This is a genomic window from Belliella kenyensis, assembly GCF_022549675.1.
In the GTDB taxonomy this organism is placed as follows: Bacteria; Bacteroidota; Bacteroidia; order Cytophagales; family Cyclobacteriaceae; genus Belliella; species Belliella kenyensis.
The window spans coordinates 1-19,092 of sequence record NZ_JAKZGR010000027.1; the positions used below are offsets into that span (position 1 = coordinate 1).

The 19,092-nt window shown below is 35.0% G+C and carries 14 protein-coding genes; all 14 read right to left on the minus strand.

Annotated features, from left to right (window positions below; translation table 11 throughout):
• Positions 1-568 precede the first annotated feature (568 nt).
• Entirely contained in the window at positions 569-763 is a 195-nt protein-coding gene (locus MM214_RS18265) for a hypothetical protein (protein WP_241297617.1), read from the minus strand.
• 13 nt (positions 764-776) lie between these two features.
• Positions 777-1,910 (minus strand): hypothetical protein, encoded by a 1,134-nt coding sequence (locus MM214_RS18270; protein WP_241297618.1) that lies wholly within the window; start codon positions 1,908-1,910, stop codon positions 777-779.
• Positions 1,900-2,514, minus strand: a complete 615-nt coding sequence (locus tag MM214_RS18275; RefSeq protein WP_241297619.1) for a hypothetical protein — start codon at positions 2,512-2,514, stop codon at positions 1,900-1,902. Before MM214_RS18275 ends, MM214_RS18270 begins: the two co-directional genes overlap by 11 nt.
• A gap of 59 nt (positions 2,515-2,573) precedes the next feature.
• Positions 2,574-3,071, minus strand: a complete 498-nt coding sequence (locus MM214_RS18280; protein WP_241297620.1) for a response regulator transcription factor — start codon at positions 3,069-3,071, stop codon at positions 2,574-2,576.
• Between the two features lie 976 nt (positions 3,072-4,047).
• A complete protein-coding gene (locus MM214_RS18285) occupies positions 4,048-5,040 on the minus strand; it encodes a DUF4365 domain-containing protein (RefSeq protein WP_241297621.1) in 993 nt (330 codons plus the stop codon).
• Positions 5,041-5,661: 621 nt separating this feature from the next.
• A complete protein-coding gene (locus MM214_RS18290) occupies positions 5,662-5,916 on the minus strand; it encodes a hypothetical protein (RefSeq protein ID WP_241297622.1) in 255 nt (84 codons plus the stop codon).
• Positions 5,903-6,148: an AVAST type 1 anti-phage system protein Avs1c gene (avs1c, locus tag MM214_RS18295; protein WP_241297623.1), complete on the minus strand. Its 246-nt coding sequence runs from the start codon at positions 6,146-6,148 to the stop codon at positions 5,903-5,905. Before avs1c (MM214_RS18295) ends, MM214_RS18290 begins: the two co-directional genes overlap by 14 nt.
• Positions 6,123-6,380, minus strand: a complete 258-nt coding sequence (gene avs1c, locus MM214_RS19170; RefSeq protein WP_353959768.1) for an AVAST type 1 anti-phage system protein Avs1c — start codon at positions 6,378-6,380, stop codon at positions 6,123-6,125. The genes avs1c (MM214_RS18295) and avs1c (MM214_RS19170) overlap by 26 nt, the downstream gene beginning before the upstream one ends.
• A complete protein-coding gene (locus MM214_RS18300; RefSeq protein ID WP_241297624.1) occupies positions 6,377-12,214 on the minus strand; it encodes a S1 family peptidase in 5,838 nt (1,945 codons plus the stop codon). The genes avs1c (MM214_RS19170) and MM214_RS18300 overlap by 4 nt, the downstream gene beginning before the upstream one ends.
• A complete protein-coding gene (avs1a, locus tag MM214_RS18305) occupies positions 12,211-13,404 on the minus strand; it encodes an AVAST type 1 anti-phage system MBL fold metallo-hydrolase Avs1a (protein ID WP_241297625.1) in 1,194 nt (397 codons plus the stop codon). Before avs1a ends, MM214_RS18300 begins: the two co-directional genes overlap by 4 nt.
• A gap of 134 nt (positions 13,405-13,538) precedes the next feature.
• On the minus strand, positions 13,539-14,093 hold the full coding sequence (locus MM214_RS18310) for a tyrosine-type recombinase/integrase (RefSeq protein ID WP_290293902.1): 555 nt from the start codon (positions 14,091-14,093) through the stop codon (positions 13,539-13,541).
• A gap of 547 nt (positions 14,094-14,640) precedes the next feature.
• The gene (locus MM214_RS18315) at positions 14,641-15,813 is read right to left on the minus strand and encodes an RNA-binding domain-containing protein (protein WP_241297627.1); all 1,173 of its coding nucleotides are present in this window, start codon (positions 15,811-15,813) and stop codon (positions 14,641-14,643) included.
• A complete protein-coding gene (locus MM214_RS18320) occupies positions 15,813-18,458 on the minus strand; it encodes a TrlF family AAA-like ATPase (protein WP_241297628.1) in 2,646 nt (881 codons plus the stop codon). The genes MM214_RS18315 and MM214_RS18320 overlap by 1 nt, the downstream gene beginning before the upstream one ends.
• A gap of 2 nt (positions 18,459-18,460) precedes the next feature.
• Positions 18,461-18,655, minus strand: coding sequence for a helix-turn-helix transcriptional regulator (locus MM214_RS18325; protein WP_241297629.1), 195 nt, complete (start codon positions 18,653-18,655; stop codon positions 18,461-18,463).
• Positions 18,656-19,092: the final 437 nt, after the last annotated feature.

Genomic DNA, 19,092 nt, shown 5'->3' on the forward strand with positions numbered 1-19,092 from the left:
CCACTAGTCTTGAATTCTGCTATAAGCTCTAACATCTCTTCTCTCTTGTTCATATCTGTATTTATATTTTCTACAAAGCTATGAACCCACAATACTCAAAAAAACATGTACTTAGACGGTGGGATACGATGATAACAGAAGACTCTGTCAAGTTTCCTCATTAGGGCTTGCTGAAAAAGTCTCAGGTATGCCAGATTCAAAGCGGGCGAATAAAGATGTATGCTTATACTTCGATTGAGCCCAATGAAGAAGATGGTATGCCTGAGACTAGCCTGAAAATTTCGAGTTTTGAAATTTTCAAGAGCACGCAAATTAAGCTAGCTCATTGAATAAACTTGCACTTGCTTAAAAAGAAAACACTTGTTAAACGGGCTATTCTTCAAAATTCAAAGAATTTATTCTCCAATTGGCGTTTTTCAGCACGCCCTCATTAAACCCTGAGGGTATATGATTCAATAGTCGCTACCTCAAGATCAATTCCGAAGAGAGAGTCATTTTTATTATCCACATTCAAATATTTGTCTAAAAAGTGTTTCCTATTTCCAAAAAATGATTCACAATATATAAACTATACTTTCTCTAAATATTTCCCTTCAATCACTTTAGGATCAGGAAAATTTTCAAACTTCACTCTATAGTATTCATTGATGCCTATGTCCCTACCACTTATTACCTGACCTTGCGTGCCTTGTGGAATTTTTCCATCTTTTGGGAACACTTTATCGACTTTCAAAACAACCCAATCATTATTAGAAAACTTCATTTCTGTTATCAGTTTAATTTTTTAATTGCTTTTCATATAAAGCTTGCATTCTTTTTATATTACTAATAATACTCTTTTTCTCTTCTTCACTGATGTTGGGTTCTTCTAGAAGAATTCCTCTATCTATGATAGACATTAAATATGCTTTTGTTAAATTTTCAATTCTCTCTTCTTTGATACTTATATCTTTTCTTACCCCATCTATGTAACTTAATGAAGAGTACAACTCAAGACTATTTTCATTTATCGTTTCTGATAAATTATTGTTATTATCCGAAGTTGTACTAATTGGTATTCCAACAGTATAACCAAGATATTTTATTCCCTGGTTAAGAACTTTAAAGGAAGCTTTAATTGATTCATTGGCATCCATTCTTACTCCTTTAACTGTGAAAGTTCCAGGATTGTCCATTTTTATAGCTATATCAGAATTGCCAAAAAAAGTCTTAGCAGTTACTCTATTATATCTTGCTTTGAGATGTAGTGATCTTGAACCTAGTGTATCATTTACTATATCAAAACTGTTCTCATACTTTCTCCAATATTTATTTGGAGCTCTGGTGATGAAAGATGAGAACTGATCAGCATAAATCGATTCACCAAAACTGGTTTTACTTGTAAATTTTGAATTCCAGTGTGTATTTAAAATAATACTTCTGGCATCTGCCAAACTTTCACCAATGATCCCGAGTCCCTCTAATACCTTTGTTAGTTTCTCCAATCCATCAATAAAGGCTTTATCACCTTTCAATTCACAAATTTCTATATTACTAAAATCCTTAGTCTTCAATAGTTCTCTTGAATTTTGTTTTAATGATTCGAGGCCCTCAAAATAATGCTTATTTGAATTACTTTGAATTTTCTCCATTTCAATAAACAAGTCCGTTTTTAGACTGCTACCTTTTGGAACAGCAGGATTAGCACTTATTTCTTTATAGATTTGATCAAACTGACCAATAAAATCTTTTTCCAAAGAATTTATTTTATAGTTTAAGGTTCTTTCAAAATGGATAAGTTTAGCCTGTGTATATTCAGTAGAATTTACCAGTGCTTGTTTATCAAATGTATCTACTGTTATTTTTATTTTTGAACAGCATGATGAAAGTAAAACTAAAATTAAGATTCTTGTAATATCTTTAGTATTCATCGATAACCCATTTTTGTGCTTGACTTAAATCTTCAAATCTTTTATTGCTACCTCTTAAATATGCTATGTGATTGATATAAGATAATAATATTGAGTGAGCCTGATCGACAGAACTATTTTCAATCATATTTAAGTATTCTTTACCTAGGCTTTCCAAATCCTCAGCTTTTTTGTCTAATTGCTTGTTTCCTAATTGTAATTTTTTGGCCTCTGCTATAAATTCCCTTCTAGTGATGCTTGCAATAGTCTTTAAAGTTTGTTCATTTGAAGCAAAAGAACCTATCAGATCAGTGACTTCCTTTGAATTGGTGGATAATAAGAACACCAATGTTTTATTCTCCAATGAGTAATTTCCTTCCGTACTTATTTTCTCAACAGGTTTTGAAGAAAATTTTGAGGAATCAGGCCTTGCAATTTCACTAAAAAAGTAATTCACTGCGTTTTCATCAAATTCACCTGACATATATCTTGAACTAGATAAAAAGGCATGTTGGTTGATTTTTAACCTATAATAATTTTCTCCATGCTTCAAATAATGAAGTTCCTTTGAAGATTGGCACGCAATCAAAATTAAAATTATCAACGTGGGGTATAATTTTTTCATTATCATACAAATTTTAATATTTTCAAATTTGTAAAGTCTTTATGAAAATGGAAAAAATCTTAGGTACTAAAAAAGGTTGATTTTTGTTCAGTTTTAGGCTGAATGTCAAAAAAAATGAAAATTTCTTGTCTTCTATTTATGTCAAGCTTTTTGTATAAGTGATTTATATGTGATTTTAAAGTACTGATTGAAATGAAAAGTTCATCACAGATTTGTTGATTATTTTTTCTTTCTAAAATCAGGCTTAAAATTTCTTGTTCTTTTCGAGTTAAATTTTGAATTTTTTTTTGTTTTTCAAATACTTCCTGACCAGAGCATTCAGTTTTTATTTTAAACTTTCTATACTCTTGAAATAAAGCATTTGCATAAATCCATGGTATGCTATACCCTAATAGTATTAATATGTAAAGCCAGTAAAAGTAATTAACCCATTTTAAAGCTGGCCCTACTTCAATAAAGAAAATATAGCTAGAAACTAGGAAAATAATACTTATGCTAGGAAGCATGATATAAAGTATATTTACTCGTGTAGAACTAATCTTTATAAATATTTTCATGTCAAAAAGAATGTTTATAAAAGGTTGAATTTGCTTGAAATACTAGATACTGATATCAAATAGAATATTGATAATCATAATGTTATAAAATTACATATTCCATTTTTTTTAAAAAATACCCATTTATAGGTATTTTTATGATAGTTGATTACGCTCTTCCAAGAACAGAAACGAGTTAAAAAATGAATCCATAATAAAATCAAAAACCATTATCCTCAAAACTTTAAATCAAAGGTCTACTGGCAAAACAATAAAAAAAAACTCAAACGAGCATTGAAAAACCCTTTGCTCACAAACATCCAAAACCGGAAAAAATGATAAATTCCAGAGTAAAAGGCTCAAAAAAATAGATAGGATTCATTAACCAACTTCAAAACTTTCTTTAAAAAATAATTCAGACATTTTCAAAAATAAAGAATCACTCCAAACTTTTGATCATCATAGCTAAATCCACTTGGTCCATATATTCTATCGGAATAAAAAGGGACTATTTCTGAAATCTATAAATAATCTTTTCCTCAAATGTACTTATAACCTTATAGATTTATTTAAAATTATCAATTGTTTTATCTTGACTCATTGGTTTTGGTGTTCCAACCATGGGATTATAGTTAGCAGATTAAATAAATGGTCCGCTAAGAAACCAAAACCATTCGTTAGAGGGGTCAGCCCCTAATTGCGGGACAGGCTATGCTCCGGAATTAGACTAAAAGGGGTCAATATGATCCGGAATAATCCTGAATATTCTGTTTTAGGGGGTCAATCCCGAGAATCGGGATCAGTCGATCCTGGCCTTTCAGGCCACTTTCACTGATCAAAATCATTCCGGATTAGAGGGGTCAACATGCTCCAGAATATCCAAATGTTCACTAATAGCACTGTCGTCAAGCATTGATGCAAACGATTATGCTAAAAAAGCGTAGCTAGTGTTGCGCCTGCGGCAGGCTATGTTTTTTTCGTCATTGTTGTGCTTTCGTTATTTTTCCTCCTTAATTACTTCAGGCAAATGTGGGTACGATGTCATGAAGCTTAAAAATTTAGGTAGAAACCATTCTCTCGCCAATTCTTCATACATATTTCCAAGATTGGTTAATCTATGCCAAGTAATTATTATTTTCTGAATTAGAGAATTCAAATCCTCACCCTCGTTTATTCCTTTCTTCAAATCCATTAACTCCTTCTTGGCTTCGGGTAAAACTTCCCATGCTTTGTAATTCCAAATATCTAGTCCTTCTATTTGCTCAATAAAATATAAAACCTGTCTTTTAATATGCCCTTCTGTGACTGAGTCATTATCAATTTTGTCCCGTTTTGTTATGATGGGGTAGTCTTTGTAATTTAATAGATACGAAAGTTCATTCTTCTGGTATGCGAATTTTGCAAAAGCGGATAATAGTTTTGCTCGCTTTCCATAAAACTCTAAGGCGAATCTGCTTATAGTCTTCTCTGATAACTTATTTAGGGACGGGATTGTAATTGTAGCAGAACCTTGGTCAGCATAGCTCGGTTTCTTGGGTAGTAGAATTTTGTCAATGAAATCATTAAGACAGACAAAGTACACACACTTAGTTTTTATATCAACCACAAACAAAAGAAATGAAATACTGGAACCTAGTGACTGAACAGTGTATATACTGTCAGAATCCAATACGAATTTAACGACATCTATTTCTATATACTCTGATTTGTCTTCCTTCCAATTACCTTTCGTGACATTTCCAACTGGATATATTTTCTCTTTTTTTATTTCTAATTCCAGTACTGATTTAACTTGGACATACAAATACTCTCCTAGAGTTTCGGATACTTTTTCATTAACTGATTCAAATAATTCTATAACTAAATCCACACCATAATCAGGATGGTTAAACTCTCGAACAACCCATTCTTTTGGTAGATAGTCTTTAATAATTTGAAAGGACTCTTCCTCCATAACATGTTGAAATACCCTCTGTTTTTTCTGAGCCATTCAATTTATTTTAATGAAGCACAACGTATACTTTCCACAATAGTTGATATCATTCTATTCTAGTGTGTCATCAACTATATTGCTAATATTTCACAATTCCCAAACATAACCATTTCGACCTTACCATAAAATACCTACAACAGGGTATTTTTCAAGGTAAAAACAAAAAAAAAAGCCCCATATAAGATGCTTTCAAAAAAATCACGGTGATAACAACAACTTTTTGTTCCTTCCTCTACTACTACAAACTGTCTAATGCCGGCAGTAATGTTGGGGAACCGGGTTTACCTCACTTTAAGGAAGGCCAGCGGAGGACTTGTGGGTGGATAGAGCCTGTCCCGATCTTTCTATCGGGAATTTTCCCAACATGACTTTTTTGATACTTTTTGTATTAAGACAAAAAGTAAAAGGTATCCTACTGTTCCACCTAGCAAGCCCTTCACCCAGCAGATGTCAGTCAATTCGCTGAGGCACACAACAGCCATTAACCTCCCGATCCCTATCGGCGACCCTGATAGATGAATGCATCAATCAGGGATTTTTTTGAGGGCTTTTGGCTAGTGGGCTAAATGTTGTAGGCAGGCTTTTCTAATATTTTGAAGATTACCAATCATGCTTTCTTCACATTTCTTCCATCCATTTTTTCATGTTAGCTTGTAACCGAGCTTGTTCGTCAATGGTTTGGAAATTAATTCTTCCATTTGGGTGATTTTTGATTTTTTTTATGTGTTTATAACTTGCCCATAAAAAATTTGCGATTCTGTCATCATCCCCGCTTTCCACTATTCGATGTGTATCTTCTGCAAGGAGGAAAAGATTGTGTTCAAACTCTCTTCTCGTTTTAGGCGGAGGCGCGCCATAATTACTCTTCTTCATTATCTTTTAATTTAAATTCCTTTTGATAACTCATTTGCGTCACCGTATTTGCCATCAATCGCGCCATTTCATTAATTGTATGAAGGTTTACCCTTTGATTAGGAGCATACCTGGCATTCATCATTCCCTTAATTGACCTCATACTCGACTTAGTAAGGTGTATCTGCCCTTTTTCTGCTTTTTCTTTAAGCAAATGCATATTATGTTCAAACTCCTTTCGACTTTTTGGCATCTTTTCTGTTTTTAATTTCTGGTCTGGCGAAATTTGCCAATGAATTAGCTAATAGTCGTGTTGATTCATCAATAGTCAAAAAATTATTACGTCTGTTTGGCAATTGTTTTGCGTTCAGCAAGCTATTGAGTATCCTCCGACTAGGCGGCAATTGAAATGTCTTCCTTTCGATGCTTTCAGCAAGGATGTCAATATGCCTTTCAAATTCCTTTCTGTTGCTTGGTGTAATCATCTTATTAACTCCTTTTGTTCAAAAACATCAATGTATCTTGAGTTATATCCATAATATATTTGCCAAATCAGTTTATACCCGGATTTCAGCGTTTCGATTTTGCCTTTTGTTAAGGTTGTATAATAGCCTGTTTTTTCAGCAACCCCCTGTTCTCTGTTGTCCCAATTTCTTCCTTTGCGCCAGTATACGGATTTAGTATTGTCTTTGAGATTTGGAATTAAAGCACCTGAAGTTGCAGTCATTACAGCCGGTACTAACTCACTTCCGGTAACATCACCTGCATATTCACTCTTGATAAATAACGGAATTACATCTTCTTCTTCCTCTGAAACATTATCAGGATAGCCATTCGCAGAAAAAGTCGGCCAAGGATAAGAGTGGCGTTTTGCAGAGAATTTTGCTACTGGGATCAGGTAGGCTGTGAGCTCTATTTTTTCTTTAGCGCTGCGGCGAGATTCCGAGTGTTCTGTAGCATAATAGTTCAATGGAAGTTCATTGTTAACTAATAGTTTGTCAAAAGCAATATTCCCGGTTTCAAAAAAATCTTTTACAGCAATTTCAAAACTTTCATTACTGCTATTAAACTGAGGTGTTAAGTTGTTTTCCGGGAAAGTTGGCTGATAAAACCGTAATATATCAGCAACTTTCTCTCTGTCACCGAGTGTAGCGCAAGTGTAAACAGCAACATTTAAAGCATATCTCAAAAGAGTATCGAAATCCGAAACAAGAGAAATGTTGTTATGGTCATTAAAACTCCGATCAATATACTCACTCGCTTTCTGGCTGTCCCTAATGGATAGTGGAGCTAATGTATTTACCTGCCCTACTAATGTTTCAGCAAACTGTTTGGTTAAAATATTTAATTCATTAAGCCCATATATGGGATCGCTTATCGGCTCCAAATACTCTTCTTCAAACACGATTTCACCTTTGCTTTTATTAGATGAAGCAAAAGTTTGCTCGAACTTTATAATTAAATCATCCAGATCAGTAAGACCATAATTTTTAAGATCGGTAAGAGATGCAAGAATAGCCTCCCTTATCATAAAGTGATTAAGCTTCAATAGCTCTTGTTCCTTTTCTTCTAAAGCAGCTTTCAGAGTTTCTGCAAAACCCTCAGGTATTAGATTTGAAAGCTGATGAATAATAGAAGCGGAAAGTTCTTTTGAAATGCTATAGCCGTCACTAAGTATTTCCTTCATTAGTGCTTGCAAAACAATGCCTGGGTTAATTGAGCCGAGCCAAACCAAGGTTTCAATAACTCGATTTTTTACAACTAATGAAGGATGATTTAGAAACCAAATAAGGAACTTTAGTAAATGATCGTCTTGTTCATGCGTATTTACTTTATCGGCTCCTTTATTCAGCCACTCATACCTTTCATAAAAATGCTGGTCAGTCCTCACCATCAAATTAACATGTTCCAGGACAGCTTCTAAGATCAACTGCTTTTCGGTCTCATCATTTATATTCCGAAGCAATGAAATAATTTGGTTGGCAATTACCCATTCTTCAAAATAGGGCTCATTAATAATCAGCTGTTTTATATCTTTAATTAATTCTGCTGAGTTATTGTATGTTTCAGCAAAGAGATTTCTTATGTCATTGATTTTATTGGAATAGTTAAATGACCATACGCCATATTTTTCATCCTGAACTTTTTGTAATGCGTCGATTATCACTTTTCTTGCACCACTTTTATTTTCTGTATCAATCTTCCGCTGTGCTTGTTCTTTTGCAATAATTAATTCATCTAGAGGGTCATCTTTTTCTTTTGGACGAGTTGAAAGTTCTCTTTCTTCATCGGCTTCCTCTTTTGAGAGTTGAGTCGGTTGCATTCCAACCGCTTCTAAATAAAGTTTCAACATTTCAAAATTTGAAGCGCTCAATTCGCTAAACAATTCTCGTAGGTACTCATATCGAAATTCATCGCTTATTTCAGAAACTACAAACCGAGCCAGGCGCTTAAATACTATGTCTACCCTTCCTGGTTCATTGTTTTCTAAATGGTTTAGAATATCTGCTTGGATTTTTGCATAACCTCTAATATATCTGTCATCGCCAAGTATAAACAATTCACTAAGTGCCCAAACGACAAGCGAACCTGTACATTTAATATTTTGCAACATATCCATTATACCACTCTGTTCTTCAATTGCCCTGGCTCCCAATATATACCCTTCGCCCGTGTAAGGCATATCAACCGTTCCGGACTCAGCATTGGCTATAATAGTTTGGTGATCCGGAAGCAACAAATGTTTAAAGTAATCTATTGACTTGTTTAAAAAACCGACGTTGGCCAAGTCGCCGACAAACTCTTCCTGCTGCTGTTTCACATATCTTTGAAATGTCATTTCACCAGATGCATTATGAAGATGTGCTGCGAACTTCTGCAGGTACGAAAGATTACCATCTTTAGGGACGATACTTGAAACAGCAGTATTGATTATTCCCAACTGAGCTTCTTTATACCATGATGGCCCCATTGAGGTATCAATCATTTCCTTAAAAACTTGTTTAGCTTTATCATGATTCTTCAGGAGCGCATACAATTCAACTAATCTCAACAGGTATTCATTTCTCTCCCATCTATTTTCTACCGTGCTAACAATATGTTCTTCTAACACTTTTGCTACTTTGAAAGCCGGAACCTCATGTTCGGCTTCCTTAGCTAATTCCCTGGCAATAACAAACAAGCTAAAGGTATAACCTTCGGTATAGAGCCCAAGCTGATACGTCTTCTTATTAACTATCTGCTCAACAAAAACGGGGATGTAATCCGGAAAAGCATCTATTAATAAATGAATCAGGCTTTTGTAGATGACCGGGTAAATCAATTCAGGAAGGGCATAACTCCTATTCCAATTCATCCTATCCCTTAAGTCCGGAATTAGCTTTTCAATTAAAGCAGGTAGCTTGCTATGAAGCTGTTTGATCTCTTCATGCTTGCCATCAATTTTATAACGTTTTACTTTTCCCGCAAGGAAGCATAAATGCTTAAAAACAGATTTTATACTTTCTTCCCAATTGGATGAGTACCCGTATTGTGGCAGGGCCGGATATTTGTCTATGGTATCAAAATACCCAAGACATTCTGCATCCAGCGTAAACCGATATACGGATTGATGATTTAAGTCAACACCATTTTCTTTTCGGAAATTGAATTCTTCAACATCTTGAAAGACGTTTTTGTACAGATCCTCAATGAGATCAAGCCTCTTTGACCGCCCCAGAAGAATAAATAATTGGATGAAGTGGTAGTCAGAATGAGTACCATACTTGTCAATTATACGTTCTAAATCTTCTATCCAGGCAGGGATATTATCAACCGTCTTTCTTTTTGGACTTTTATCCTGAAACTCTAAGGCTTGATAAATTACGAGGGCAGTAAATCCACTTGACCGATCATCAAATTTGAATTCTTTAAGTTCTTCTTCGATTTTCTTTGTTGTTGGGGGAATATTAAAGCGCCAAACAAAATATCCGTTATTAAATGATCCGATATCATCCTTAAACTTGTGAACCGCTTCTTTTGTATTGCCACTTGCTTCAATCATTTTGATCGCCGTTTTCTTTAAGTATCCAAACTCATGAAAAGCATTTTCAAAATCAGAATTTGATGACAAGGTAACAGCACTGAATTTTAATTGGATAAATCGATTGAAGGTTTCAGTATCAAAACCACTTTCTACTATATTTCTACACGTCTGATTAATCGCATTTAATAAGATTTCAGCTTCTTCATCAGCTTCATATTCATAAAATTTTTGCAAAAGGTATAATGCATCTCCATCGGCCGTTATTAACGTTTTATTGCGTACAACATACCTTATCGCTTCTTCCGGTCTCCCTAAAGCTAGTAAAGCATTTACAAGAAAAATGGCGTTCTCCTGAAAAAGTGTATTGTACCTAAAATTTACCCGCTGCGAAAGTAGCAGTAAAGAAATGACTTTGTGCGCTATCCCCAATTCCGCTGCAAGACCAATAACATTTTTAACGTCTACCAAGACAATATCAGGGTTAATACTGTTCAATGCACAGTCGTCAATCCAGGCCTGGTTACATTGATCTAATGCGTTCCTTTTGCTTTGCTTATCTCCATGTGCCAAGTGATACACTTTTTCAGACAGACTAAAATTTGTCTGAGGGCGTTTTTGAATGTAATCACTTATGTTTTCATGTACCTGTTCGTCTAATTCATCAGTCTTTTTATTTATAAAATCAGAAAAAGAAGTGTGATAGATACTTATCGCTTCATTATCTCTTAACAAGTGTTCGATCTTCTTAAAACTTGGCAGGAAACTGTGTTTCGTAGCCTCGGGCTGTATTTCTGCTAAAGTCTTCTTTTCTACCGGTATTCTTAACCTTGATAAAGTAGCTGCAAGCCAGATTTCTTCCGGATGATCGTCTATTTGCCGCCAGATTTTGTTATAATAATTTTCTATTTCCCCGCCAATTACAGGAATAGAACTGATCCAATCATCGATGGATGGCATTTCTTCCATCCCTAAAACATATTTAGTCAAATACCTTAGATAAAGAGGATGCCCTTCTGATTTTTCTGCCAGTGCAGATATTTGACTTTCGTTAAGCCCTCTTTCTTTTACATGCTCAGAAAGATATTTCTCCGCATTCTGAATTGACAGTGGTGTAACCTTAATTTCTTTTGATGCATCAATTGCGACCTGGAATGTATTCGGTAGTAACTCTTTTGATGTACATGAGAAAATCACCTTGATATGTGGAGGTAACTTAGCAGGTAACACGGAGAGAAAGTTACCTATTTGGGATTCGCTAACATCATCCAAACCGTCTATGATCAAAAAGGCTATTTTTCCTTGTTGTTGATAATGCAAGGATAACTGCCGTATCGCCTGGTGGATTGCTATTATCCTGTCATTTAATGCTTTTTCTGCCTTCGGTTTGGGTGGCGGACTGTTATACAGTATTCGATGACAAACTTCCTCTACCCATTTCATAAAGAAATCCGGTGTCGCCCTGATTTGTGTTGGAATTTCTTCGCTTTCCGGAACCTTTACAAAAAATCGGTCAGTTATTAAATGATTGCCAGCCTCAAATTGCAATTGGGCAGTTATTGTAGTTTTGCCTGACCCCGGGCTGCCACTTACCAAGAAATAACTCCCATCAATTTGCGCTGCAACTACCTCATTTATTTTCTGCAACACTTCCTCATTGGGCGTGGTGTCTGAGATGTCACTTTCAATTGAATCTGGTATAGCATGCCCTCTATCGATAATAACTATGATATGGTGCTTGTTCAAAATTTCAGCAATGCTGCTGATGCTAGTTGCGCCTAGGGTCCCTACTGTATCGTAGCCAATAACTCCCACTACGTGGCCATTCATTACCAATGGCGAGCCTGACAATCCATCAAATTGATCGAGATTGTTGTATTGTTCACATTCTAAATCCACGTCCCATTTTGTGCCATTATTAGTCCGAGAGACGCTGCCAGTATACCTTCCACCAGATTCTAACCTTTGTGTTGGGAACCCATAAGTTTCCCATTTTTCATCGTAGGGAATTTCTATTTTTTTTAAAAGAAGGGCAGGATTAAAAGTTTCAGTTTTATTTTTAAGCTCCAGTATAGCAACATCACGATCTGATATTCTTTCCAAGATTTCCGCCTCTACTTCCTCATCATTTAGATATAGCTTCACTGGTTGCCCTTCAGGCAAATTATGCTCAGACGTAAGTAAGATTAGTTTGTCTCCTTCGGTGGCAACAAAAAAGGCTGTGCCCGACTTGCTTCCACAGGTGACCTGCACAGTTGCTATTTCTATTTGCTTTGGGTTTAATATTTTTTGGTTCATAATATTAGTGTATAAGGCTGCTGGTCTAAGTAGTGGATTGAGTAATTATATTTTCCCTTCCAATCTTCTCTGTCAAAATATTTTGAATTAGCAGTTATATAATTAAAATATAGTTTTCTATGAAAATCCGCTTTCCTTGTAATGATATGTGCTATTGTATCTTTGTCCGGATGACCATGCTTTTGGCCATTAGTAGAGATAAGGTAGCTTTCGGAATCGATTTTATTTAACAACTCACGGCTTATATTGCCAAAGCTGCCATGATGGGAAACTTTAATTAAATCAAACACTATTGTGCCTTCTTTTTGATATTCATTAAGTGAATGAACAATCAAGCTGGGGTGGGCATCGGCAAGAAAAAGCATTTTTTTGTTTTGAACTTGTAAAACAAAGGCAATAGAACTGCCATTTGTAGACGTGTCGTCTTCATGAAAAGGCGTCTTTAATAATTCCTCAAGAGTTTCTGCTGTCGCAGAAATTTGCTTTGGGGCTATTTTAGCCTTCTCTTTTTCCCATGACAAAAGCATCTCAAATGCGTCATCATATAATTGCGAATTACCCGAACTGAAATTAAAGTCATACTTTTTTAATTCATCAGTCCATAGATTTTTCAGCTTTTCCAACTTTTGCTTGTCAGGGGATAAAAGATAGATACTGGCATTCGAAGTGAGTGAAACTGTTGATTTTTTTTCAATACAAACAGCCTGATTATCAAAGTCGCTATTCCATGAGTATTTTCCTTGCAGCAGCAATGCACCCACTGTTGTTCCTTGCTCTGCACTGATTCCTTTCTCTCCTTGTTTGCTTTCGTTTTGGGTGTATCCTCTTCGAATTATCTGTTGCAACATTCGCTCTTGCTTAATATCTATTTCGCCTTCCTTTTGTTCATAGAGATGACGATATGTATTATGCCAAACTTCTTTTATTGTGATAAACCTTTCAGCATTATTGTCTTTTAAAAGCCTTATTGTTCCTTGAATATGGTCAGCATCAATATGTGTTAGAATTAGCTTTTCAAGAGTTTCTCCGCATTTAGCAATTTGTATTAAATCATTGTTTAGATACTTTTGGAAAGTATCAACATATCCGCAGTCAATAAGCAAATGTTTTTTCTCTTCTTCATTTTCTCCAAAACTTATTAAGAAACAATCGCCGTTTTTGGCTGGGTAACATTTAATGGTTATTGACATATTACTGTTATTCGTGGCAATTTTCAAGCTTGCCTACAACGTTTTGCTATCAACAATTATTAATGATAGTATCCTAATCCGGATTGCTATCAATAATTTTGTTCATATATCTCCTATAAAACTAAAGATATTTTTTAAATATCCAGACTATCCATAGGGCTTTTAATTTGATCAAATCCTTTTGTTGTGATGTGTGTGTAAATTTGCGTGGTCTTTGGACTCTCATGTCCTAATAAACTTTGAATATACCTCAAATCTGTTCCTCTTTCCAATAAATGAATCGCAAAAGAATGTCTTAAAGTATGTACAGTGACATTCTTTGAAATGCCAACTTTTTCTACTGCCCTATTTAAGATAGCCGAAATGCTCGCTTTCGAGTATTTTACTGGAGTTTCTTTAGTGCTTTTCTGACCTTCAAACAAATACTCAAAGGGCTTCTCCTGCTTAATATATAGTCTCAATATTTCAAGAGTTCTTTGAGAAAGAATAGTATATCTATCCTTCTTGAATTTTACTTGTTCAACCTTAATCTGCATTCGATTAGAATCTATACCTTTGATTTTTAGCTTAACAAGTTCACCTATTCTAAGTCCTGCTGAGTGGATTGTCATCAGAACCGCTTTATGTTTTAAATTTTTTGTTTCTTTAAATATGGCTGCCACCTCCTCCTCACTCAATACCTCAGGCAAAATTTTCTCCCGTATAGGTCTGTCTATATGATAATATTTCTCTTAACTAAGCCCAACTCTCTTTTTTAAACCTTTCAACCCAAATCTCGCGCCTTCTTACTCCACTTACAGGATCTAAGAAATCAGAGTTGGGTCCAAGACATGCCGAAAATTCAAATCCCCAGATGTTGGGTAGGGGAAGTCATGCCCAAACCAAAGCAAAAACTCCCAAAGTCATCGAAAAACAGAAACAACCGCTTCCTAAAATCCACCAACCAGCCTACTATTCCACCTAGCAAGCCCTTCACCCTGCGGATGTCAGTCAACAGCCACTAGCAAAAAGCCCTGATAGATTTTTTCTCCTATCAGGGCTTTTTTTCGAGGGCTTTTCTCTAGTGGGCTAAATGTTATCGCTTCGGTGTTCATTTTCATCCGTTGTTTTGTCGGTCGTTTTGGTCGTGCGTTGGGGAAGACACACTCTTTGCCAAGCTTGGGTTTGAGCTTTGGCTTGTGCGGCTTGGCAATGTGTGTGGCTGTTGAGCATAGACTTAGATAGTATTAATTTTCTCTATTTCTTTTCTGGTCTTGGAATTATGACTTTGAATTGTTCGCCTTCAATGTCATTAATTAATTCAATATTTGGCTGTTCGGCTAAAGCCCTTTTAACTCCCGAACCTAATCCACTAAATGGCAATGTATGAGTACTAAAGGAAACCAGTTGGTTGTTTCTTATTACGGGATTCCCGAATTTAATATCTTCTACGGTTAAACTGTTCGGAAGCTTTCCTGGACTGATTATTTCAATACGATTATCAAAAATGAGTAGCCTTATTGGTGAATTTTTGAAATAATCTCTGTGAACTAAAGCGTTCTGCAAAAGTTCTTCAAGTGCAATATTCGAAACTTCAAGTTTTCCTTGTGCATTGAAACTTTGGCTTGCCTGAATAAAATCTAAGTTGTTGTTTAGAAAATCAATTCCCTTATCAAAGAGTTCAGGAATTGTTCCTGTCAAATCTTTAGGCTTACTTCTGTATTGATTTCCTTCTATGTCATTCCCGAAATAGGAAACGGCCTTTATTGTAAATGCAGGTTTAACAGCTTGCGGGTCTATACCAAAAAATAATAATCCTGCCAGCGTCAACTGATTATTCCGTAAAACTCTTTTTGCTCTTAGTGCTTGCTCGAAAGTAAGACCTTTCTCTTCAAAAGACTTTTCAAACTCTTTTTTGAAATAATCAGAAAATCTCTTTTCGTCTATATCCTCAATAGAGGTTCCGTGCACTTCCATTTCATCTGCAAGTAAATTTCCACTATGTTGAAACAACCGTATGATTTCAGCATTGTCAGTTAATAGACGTTTGTTCGACCCTTGTTTCACATATATTTCACCTTTTGCAGTTTTATAAGGTTTATTTATGCCTTCTTGTATATGAACAATAAGCACATTTTTAGAAGATTCATCCCGTTCAATCTTTACAACTTCAGTTGCTATATAAACAGGTGGTTTTAGGTTGTCTGCTACTTGTGAAACCACCCTATCGTATTCTTCAATTTGTTCTAATGTCAAGCCAGTGATTTCTCCTGTTACATCTTTGACTCCTATTAGAATTACACCGCCTAAAGAATTAGATATTGCAACAATTTCCTGTGCAACGCTATCACGATGGGGCAGTTCTTCTTTGAACTGAACCTTACTTGTTTCTCCTGTGCTGACTATATCTAGTAGTTCTATTGCGTTCATTATGATTTCAATTTTTCAATGTTCCAAATGCTGTAAATATTTTTCCTTCGGTTAAACGCTTCATCTCCACCTTCCATTATATCTACAATAAACCGTTGTGTTTGGTGATTGTCAATAGTGCCTGAATGTACTGTAATTTTCTTCTCGTCATAGCTGCATGAAACAACTTTCTCACTGTCACCAAGTACTGGAATATTGGCATTATGCGTAGCAAAGATGAATTGCATATTACCTTTTATTTTCTTTAGCTCCTTTATGACCTCATCATAGATAGTTTGATTATCCAAATCATCTTCGGGTTGGTCTATTATCAACACGTCATTTTCTTTTTGAGCCAATAAAAAAAGAATCAATGCCGATGCTCTTTGCCCTAAAGAGTGTTTGTCCAACGATTTTCCATTGTATTGAATGACTATTTTATTTTCTACTTTAAATGTTAGCAAGTCATCTAGATTTTCAAAAAATCTTCTCTTAAAATCAACAACATGATTTTCATTCAATATGTCATTCAACTTACCGCTGTCCCTGTAAATCTGGATGAAATCTTTGTAGGACGCTTCAATCTCCTGATAAGCTGTTTCCCGAATACCTGACCCTCTGAAAACCTGTTTCATCTTATCAGTCAGTTTATCTCTCCTGCCTTTGAAATCAACTTCAATTGAAATTTTACTTTCAGCTTCATTAATCCTTTTGACCTCCTTGTTTAGAACATTGTATTCTTCAAGCCAAAGATTGTCTAATTCTGTAAGTCGCTCTAATAAATTGGTCTGCAAATCGCTTCTTCTTTTTTCAGATTTTTCAATTTCCTTTAATTTCAATAATGCTGTTTCGATTTGCCTGTTCAGGTTAAGAAAATTATCGGGGTTAATGGTTTCTGTATTTATTTCCCGTTTAATCTTGGCAAACTCTTCTTTTAAGCCTTCTTTCTTAGTATTAATTTTTGATATTACATCTTTCAATTTTTGTTGACTCAGGACAGAATTCTTTTGAATCGCTTTAAGTTTTTCAAACTCAATTTTTAATTCCTGAATAATTGTCTTTGCTTCTTCAAATAGTTCTTTATTGACTTCCGAACCACTAATTTCTTGTTGAAAGAAATAATCATGATTAGAAACTAATGATGCTAATTCACTTAAATAACTTCTGACTGTTGATTCTATTTGTATAAGTTTTGATATATCAGAATCAAAAAGTGTTTGTTGTTTTAACTTGTCTTCAACTCCTTTTTCCTTAAAAAAATTAAGCTGATGTTTTGAGTTTTTTATTTGGGCCTCTGTATCTCTTTTTAATTCTTTTAAATTTTGAAGCTTTTTTAATTCCGATATAATATTTTCAACTTCTCTTTTCTTTTGCTCGATTTTGGCTTGGACTGCTTTCAATCGTGTTCCAATTAATCGTTGAATCAAATCTCCTTCAAAATCCTTTCCTTTGTTTGAAAGGTCTTTTTGCCCAAAATAAATAGGGGAGTGAAATCCTGTAGCGTCTATAGTAATTCCTGGCTGTAGCAAGTTATTTTTGTAAATATCCTCCTTTTGCCCATATAGTTTTTCTATTCTGTATTCTTCATTTTGTTTGTTGACTATGGTAACTAAAGCTTTTCCTCCACTACCCATTGAGCGTGTTACTAATGAATTCTTATATTCTGGGTCAGCAGCGTTAAATGGTAGAGAAATCCCAAGAACATAGCGTAAAACTTCTAATAATGATGATTTTCCGCTTCCCCTAATTCCGATAAGGTTATTTAATTCAGGAGAAAAATCAATTTTAGTTCCTTCTAATAATCCTCCTTCAAAAGAAATTGATTTAATGTAGGAGTTTTTAATTTCAGGCTTGGTATTCAGCGAAATTCTATAATTAAAGTCAGTAAGGGCATATTTCAATGCTTCGAAATTGAATTCTCCAATTTTGATAAACGTTTTTTTTTCCTCATTTCTTTGTTGGTGTGGTCTTCCTATATCTTCCAGTGATTTACAGTCTGAACCTTCAACAAATGCAGGTAATTTATCGTTAAACCAGTTTTTCCATATAGCAACTTTATCATAAGTTCTTACTTTCTGGAAGCCTAAAACAAAATGTCTGAATAGGTCATTTGATATAAGCTGTTGAATTCGTCCTCCGTCTAATTCGTTAAAAAAACCACTGTTCTGCTCTACATGCGCAAGAATGATAAAAGAATCTCTACCATTGTTTTCATGGTCGCTTAATTTCTGTAATACGGTTTCAAAGTTATATCTGCACCTTGTATTTTCATTTTCTCTATTTGCTATACCTTCAAATGCAGCAGTAAGAAATTGATTAATGAAATCTTCACCATTGACACACCATTTTTCAAAATCGAAAACAAGTAAGCAATGAATCCCATTTGCTCCATCATTTACTGAAAGTTCAACTCCAGCAAATAAGCCAATACCTTCTTTTAAGGCCTTTTTTCTAAGGGCTATAAACTCGGATTTGTCAAACTTATTATGATTGGTAATAACTCCAAGATTAATGTTCTGCTCTTTAAGTTTCTCTACATAAAGACGGCAAAAATCATTTTCAGTACCAGTGTACGAAAATTCTTTGTCTGCTTTAGTGTGCAAATGGAAATCGCCCCGAAGCCAGGTCGCTCCATTTTCAAAAATATTTTTGGTTTCGTTTTCCATTATTACGCTTTTCTTTCAATTAATAATTCTTTGACTTCAACATTAAGGATTTCAGCAATCTTGTATAAGTCCTCTAAACTCGGTTGTCGTCTGTTTTGGGCATAAGAGTTTACCATATTGTAACTCTTGCCAAGTTGTTCAGCCAACCATTTCTGTTTAATTCCTTTCTGTTCTAAAACGTCTTTTATTCGGTTCATTCTTGAACTTGTTTATAGTCTGCAAAAGTAAGTATAAAAATTTATTATCTCACTAAATGAGCATTTAAATAATCATTCTGTTTGTGTGCGGTGGGTAAGGGCAAGCTCTTTTGGTTTTTTAGGGTTTGGCTGTGTGTCGGCAAAAACCAAATGTGCTTGACCGTGCGGATGGTGTTCTACACTGAGCGATAACGTTTTGTGGCTTTGCGTAGTGGCGGACTTAGAAGCACTTCGCTGTCAACCTACCACAAATGCCGATTAGAAGCACAAAGTTACAATTTTGCACGAAACCCGCCATTACGCAAAACCGCTGTTGAACTGACACCCTACGGGTGAGCGATTTACCTAAATTCTGCTTATTTTTAGTTATATCAAAATCTTTCATCATGAAAACTCAAAAAAAACACGCTGGGCACCGTAGCCCTCAATGATTCTGC

Bases quoted from the DNA above. Each gene is read 5' to 3' on its own strand.
- MM214_RS18265 (WP_241297617.1), bottom strand. From the start codon at position 763: ATGAAGTTTTCTAATAATGATTGGGTTGTTTTGAAAGTCGATAAAGTG.
- MM214_RS18270 (WP_241297618.1), bottom strand. From the start codon at position 1,910: ATGAATACTAAAGATATTACAAGAATCTTAATTTTAGTTTTACTTTCA.
- MM214_RS18275 (WP_241297619.1), bottom strand. From the start codon at position 2,514: ATGAAAAAATTATACCCCACGTTGATAATTTTAATTTTGATTGCGTGC.
- MM214_RS18280 (WP_241297620.1), bottom strand. From the start codon at position 3,071: ATGAAAATATTTATAAAGATTAGTTCTACACGAGTAAATATACTTTAT.
- MM214_RS18285 (WP_241297621.1), bottom strand. From the start codon at position 5,040: ATGGCTCAGAAAAAACAGAGGGTATTTCAACATGTTATGGAGGAAGAG.
- MM214_RS18290 (WP_241297622.1), bottom strand. From the start codon at position 5,916: ATGAAGAAGAGTAATTATGGCGCGCCTCCGCCTAAAACGAGAAGAGAG.
- avs1c (WP_241297623.1), bottom strand. From the start codon at position 6,148: ATGCCAAAAAGTCGAAAGGAGTTTGAACATAATATGCATTTGCTTAAA.
- avs1c (WP_353959768.1), bottom strand. From the start codon at position 6,380: ATGATTACACCAAGCAACAGAAAGGAATTTGAAAGGCATATTGACATC.
- MM214_RS18300 (WP_241297624.1), bottom strand. From the start codon at position 12,214: ATGAACCAAAAAATATTAAACCCAAAGCAAATAGAAATAGCAACTGTG.
- avs1a (WP_241297625.1), bottom strand. From the start codon at position 13,404: ATGTCAATAACCATTAAATGTTACCCAGCCAAAAACGGCGATTGTTTC.
- MM214_RS18315 (WP_241297627.1), bottom strand. From the start codon at position 15,813: ATGAACGCAATAGAACTACTAGATATAGTCAGCACAGGAGAAACAAGT.
- MM214_RS18320 (WP_241297628.1), bottom strand. From the start codon at position 18,458: ATGGAAAACGAAACCAAAAATATTTTTGAAAATGGAGCGACCTGGCTT.
- MM214_RS18325 (WP_241297629.1), bottom strand. From the start codon at position 18,655: ATGAACCGAATAAAAGACGTTTTAGAACAGAAAGGAATTAAACAGAAA.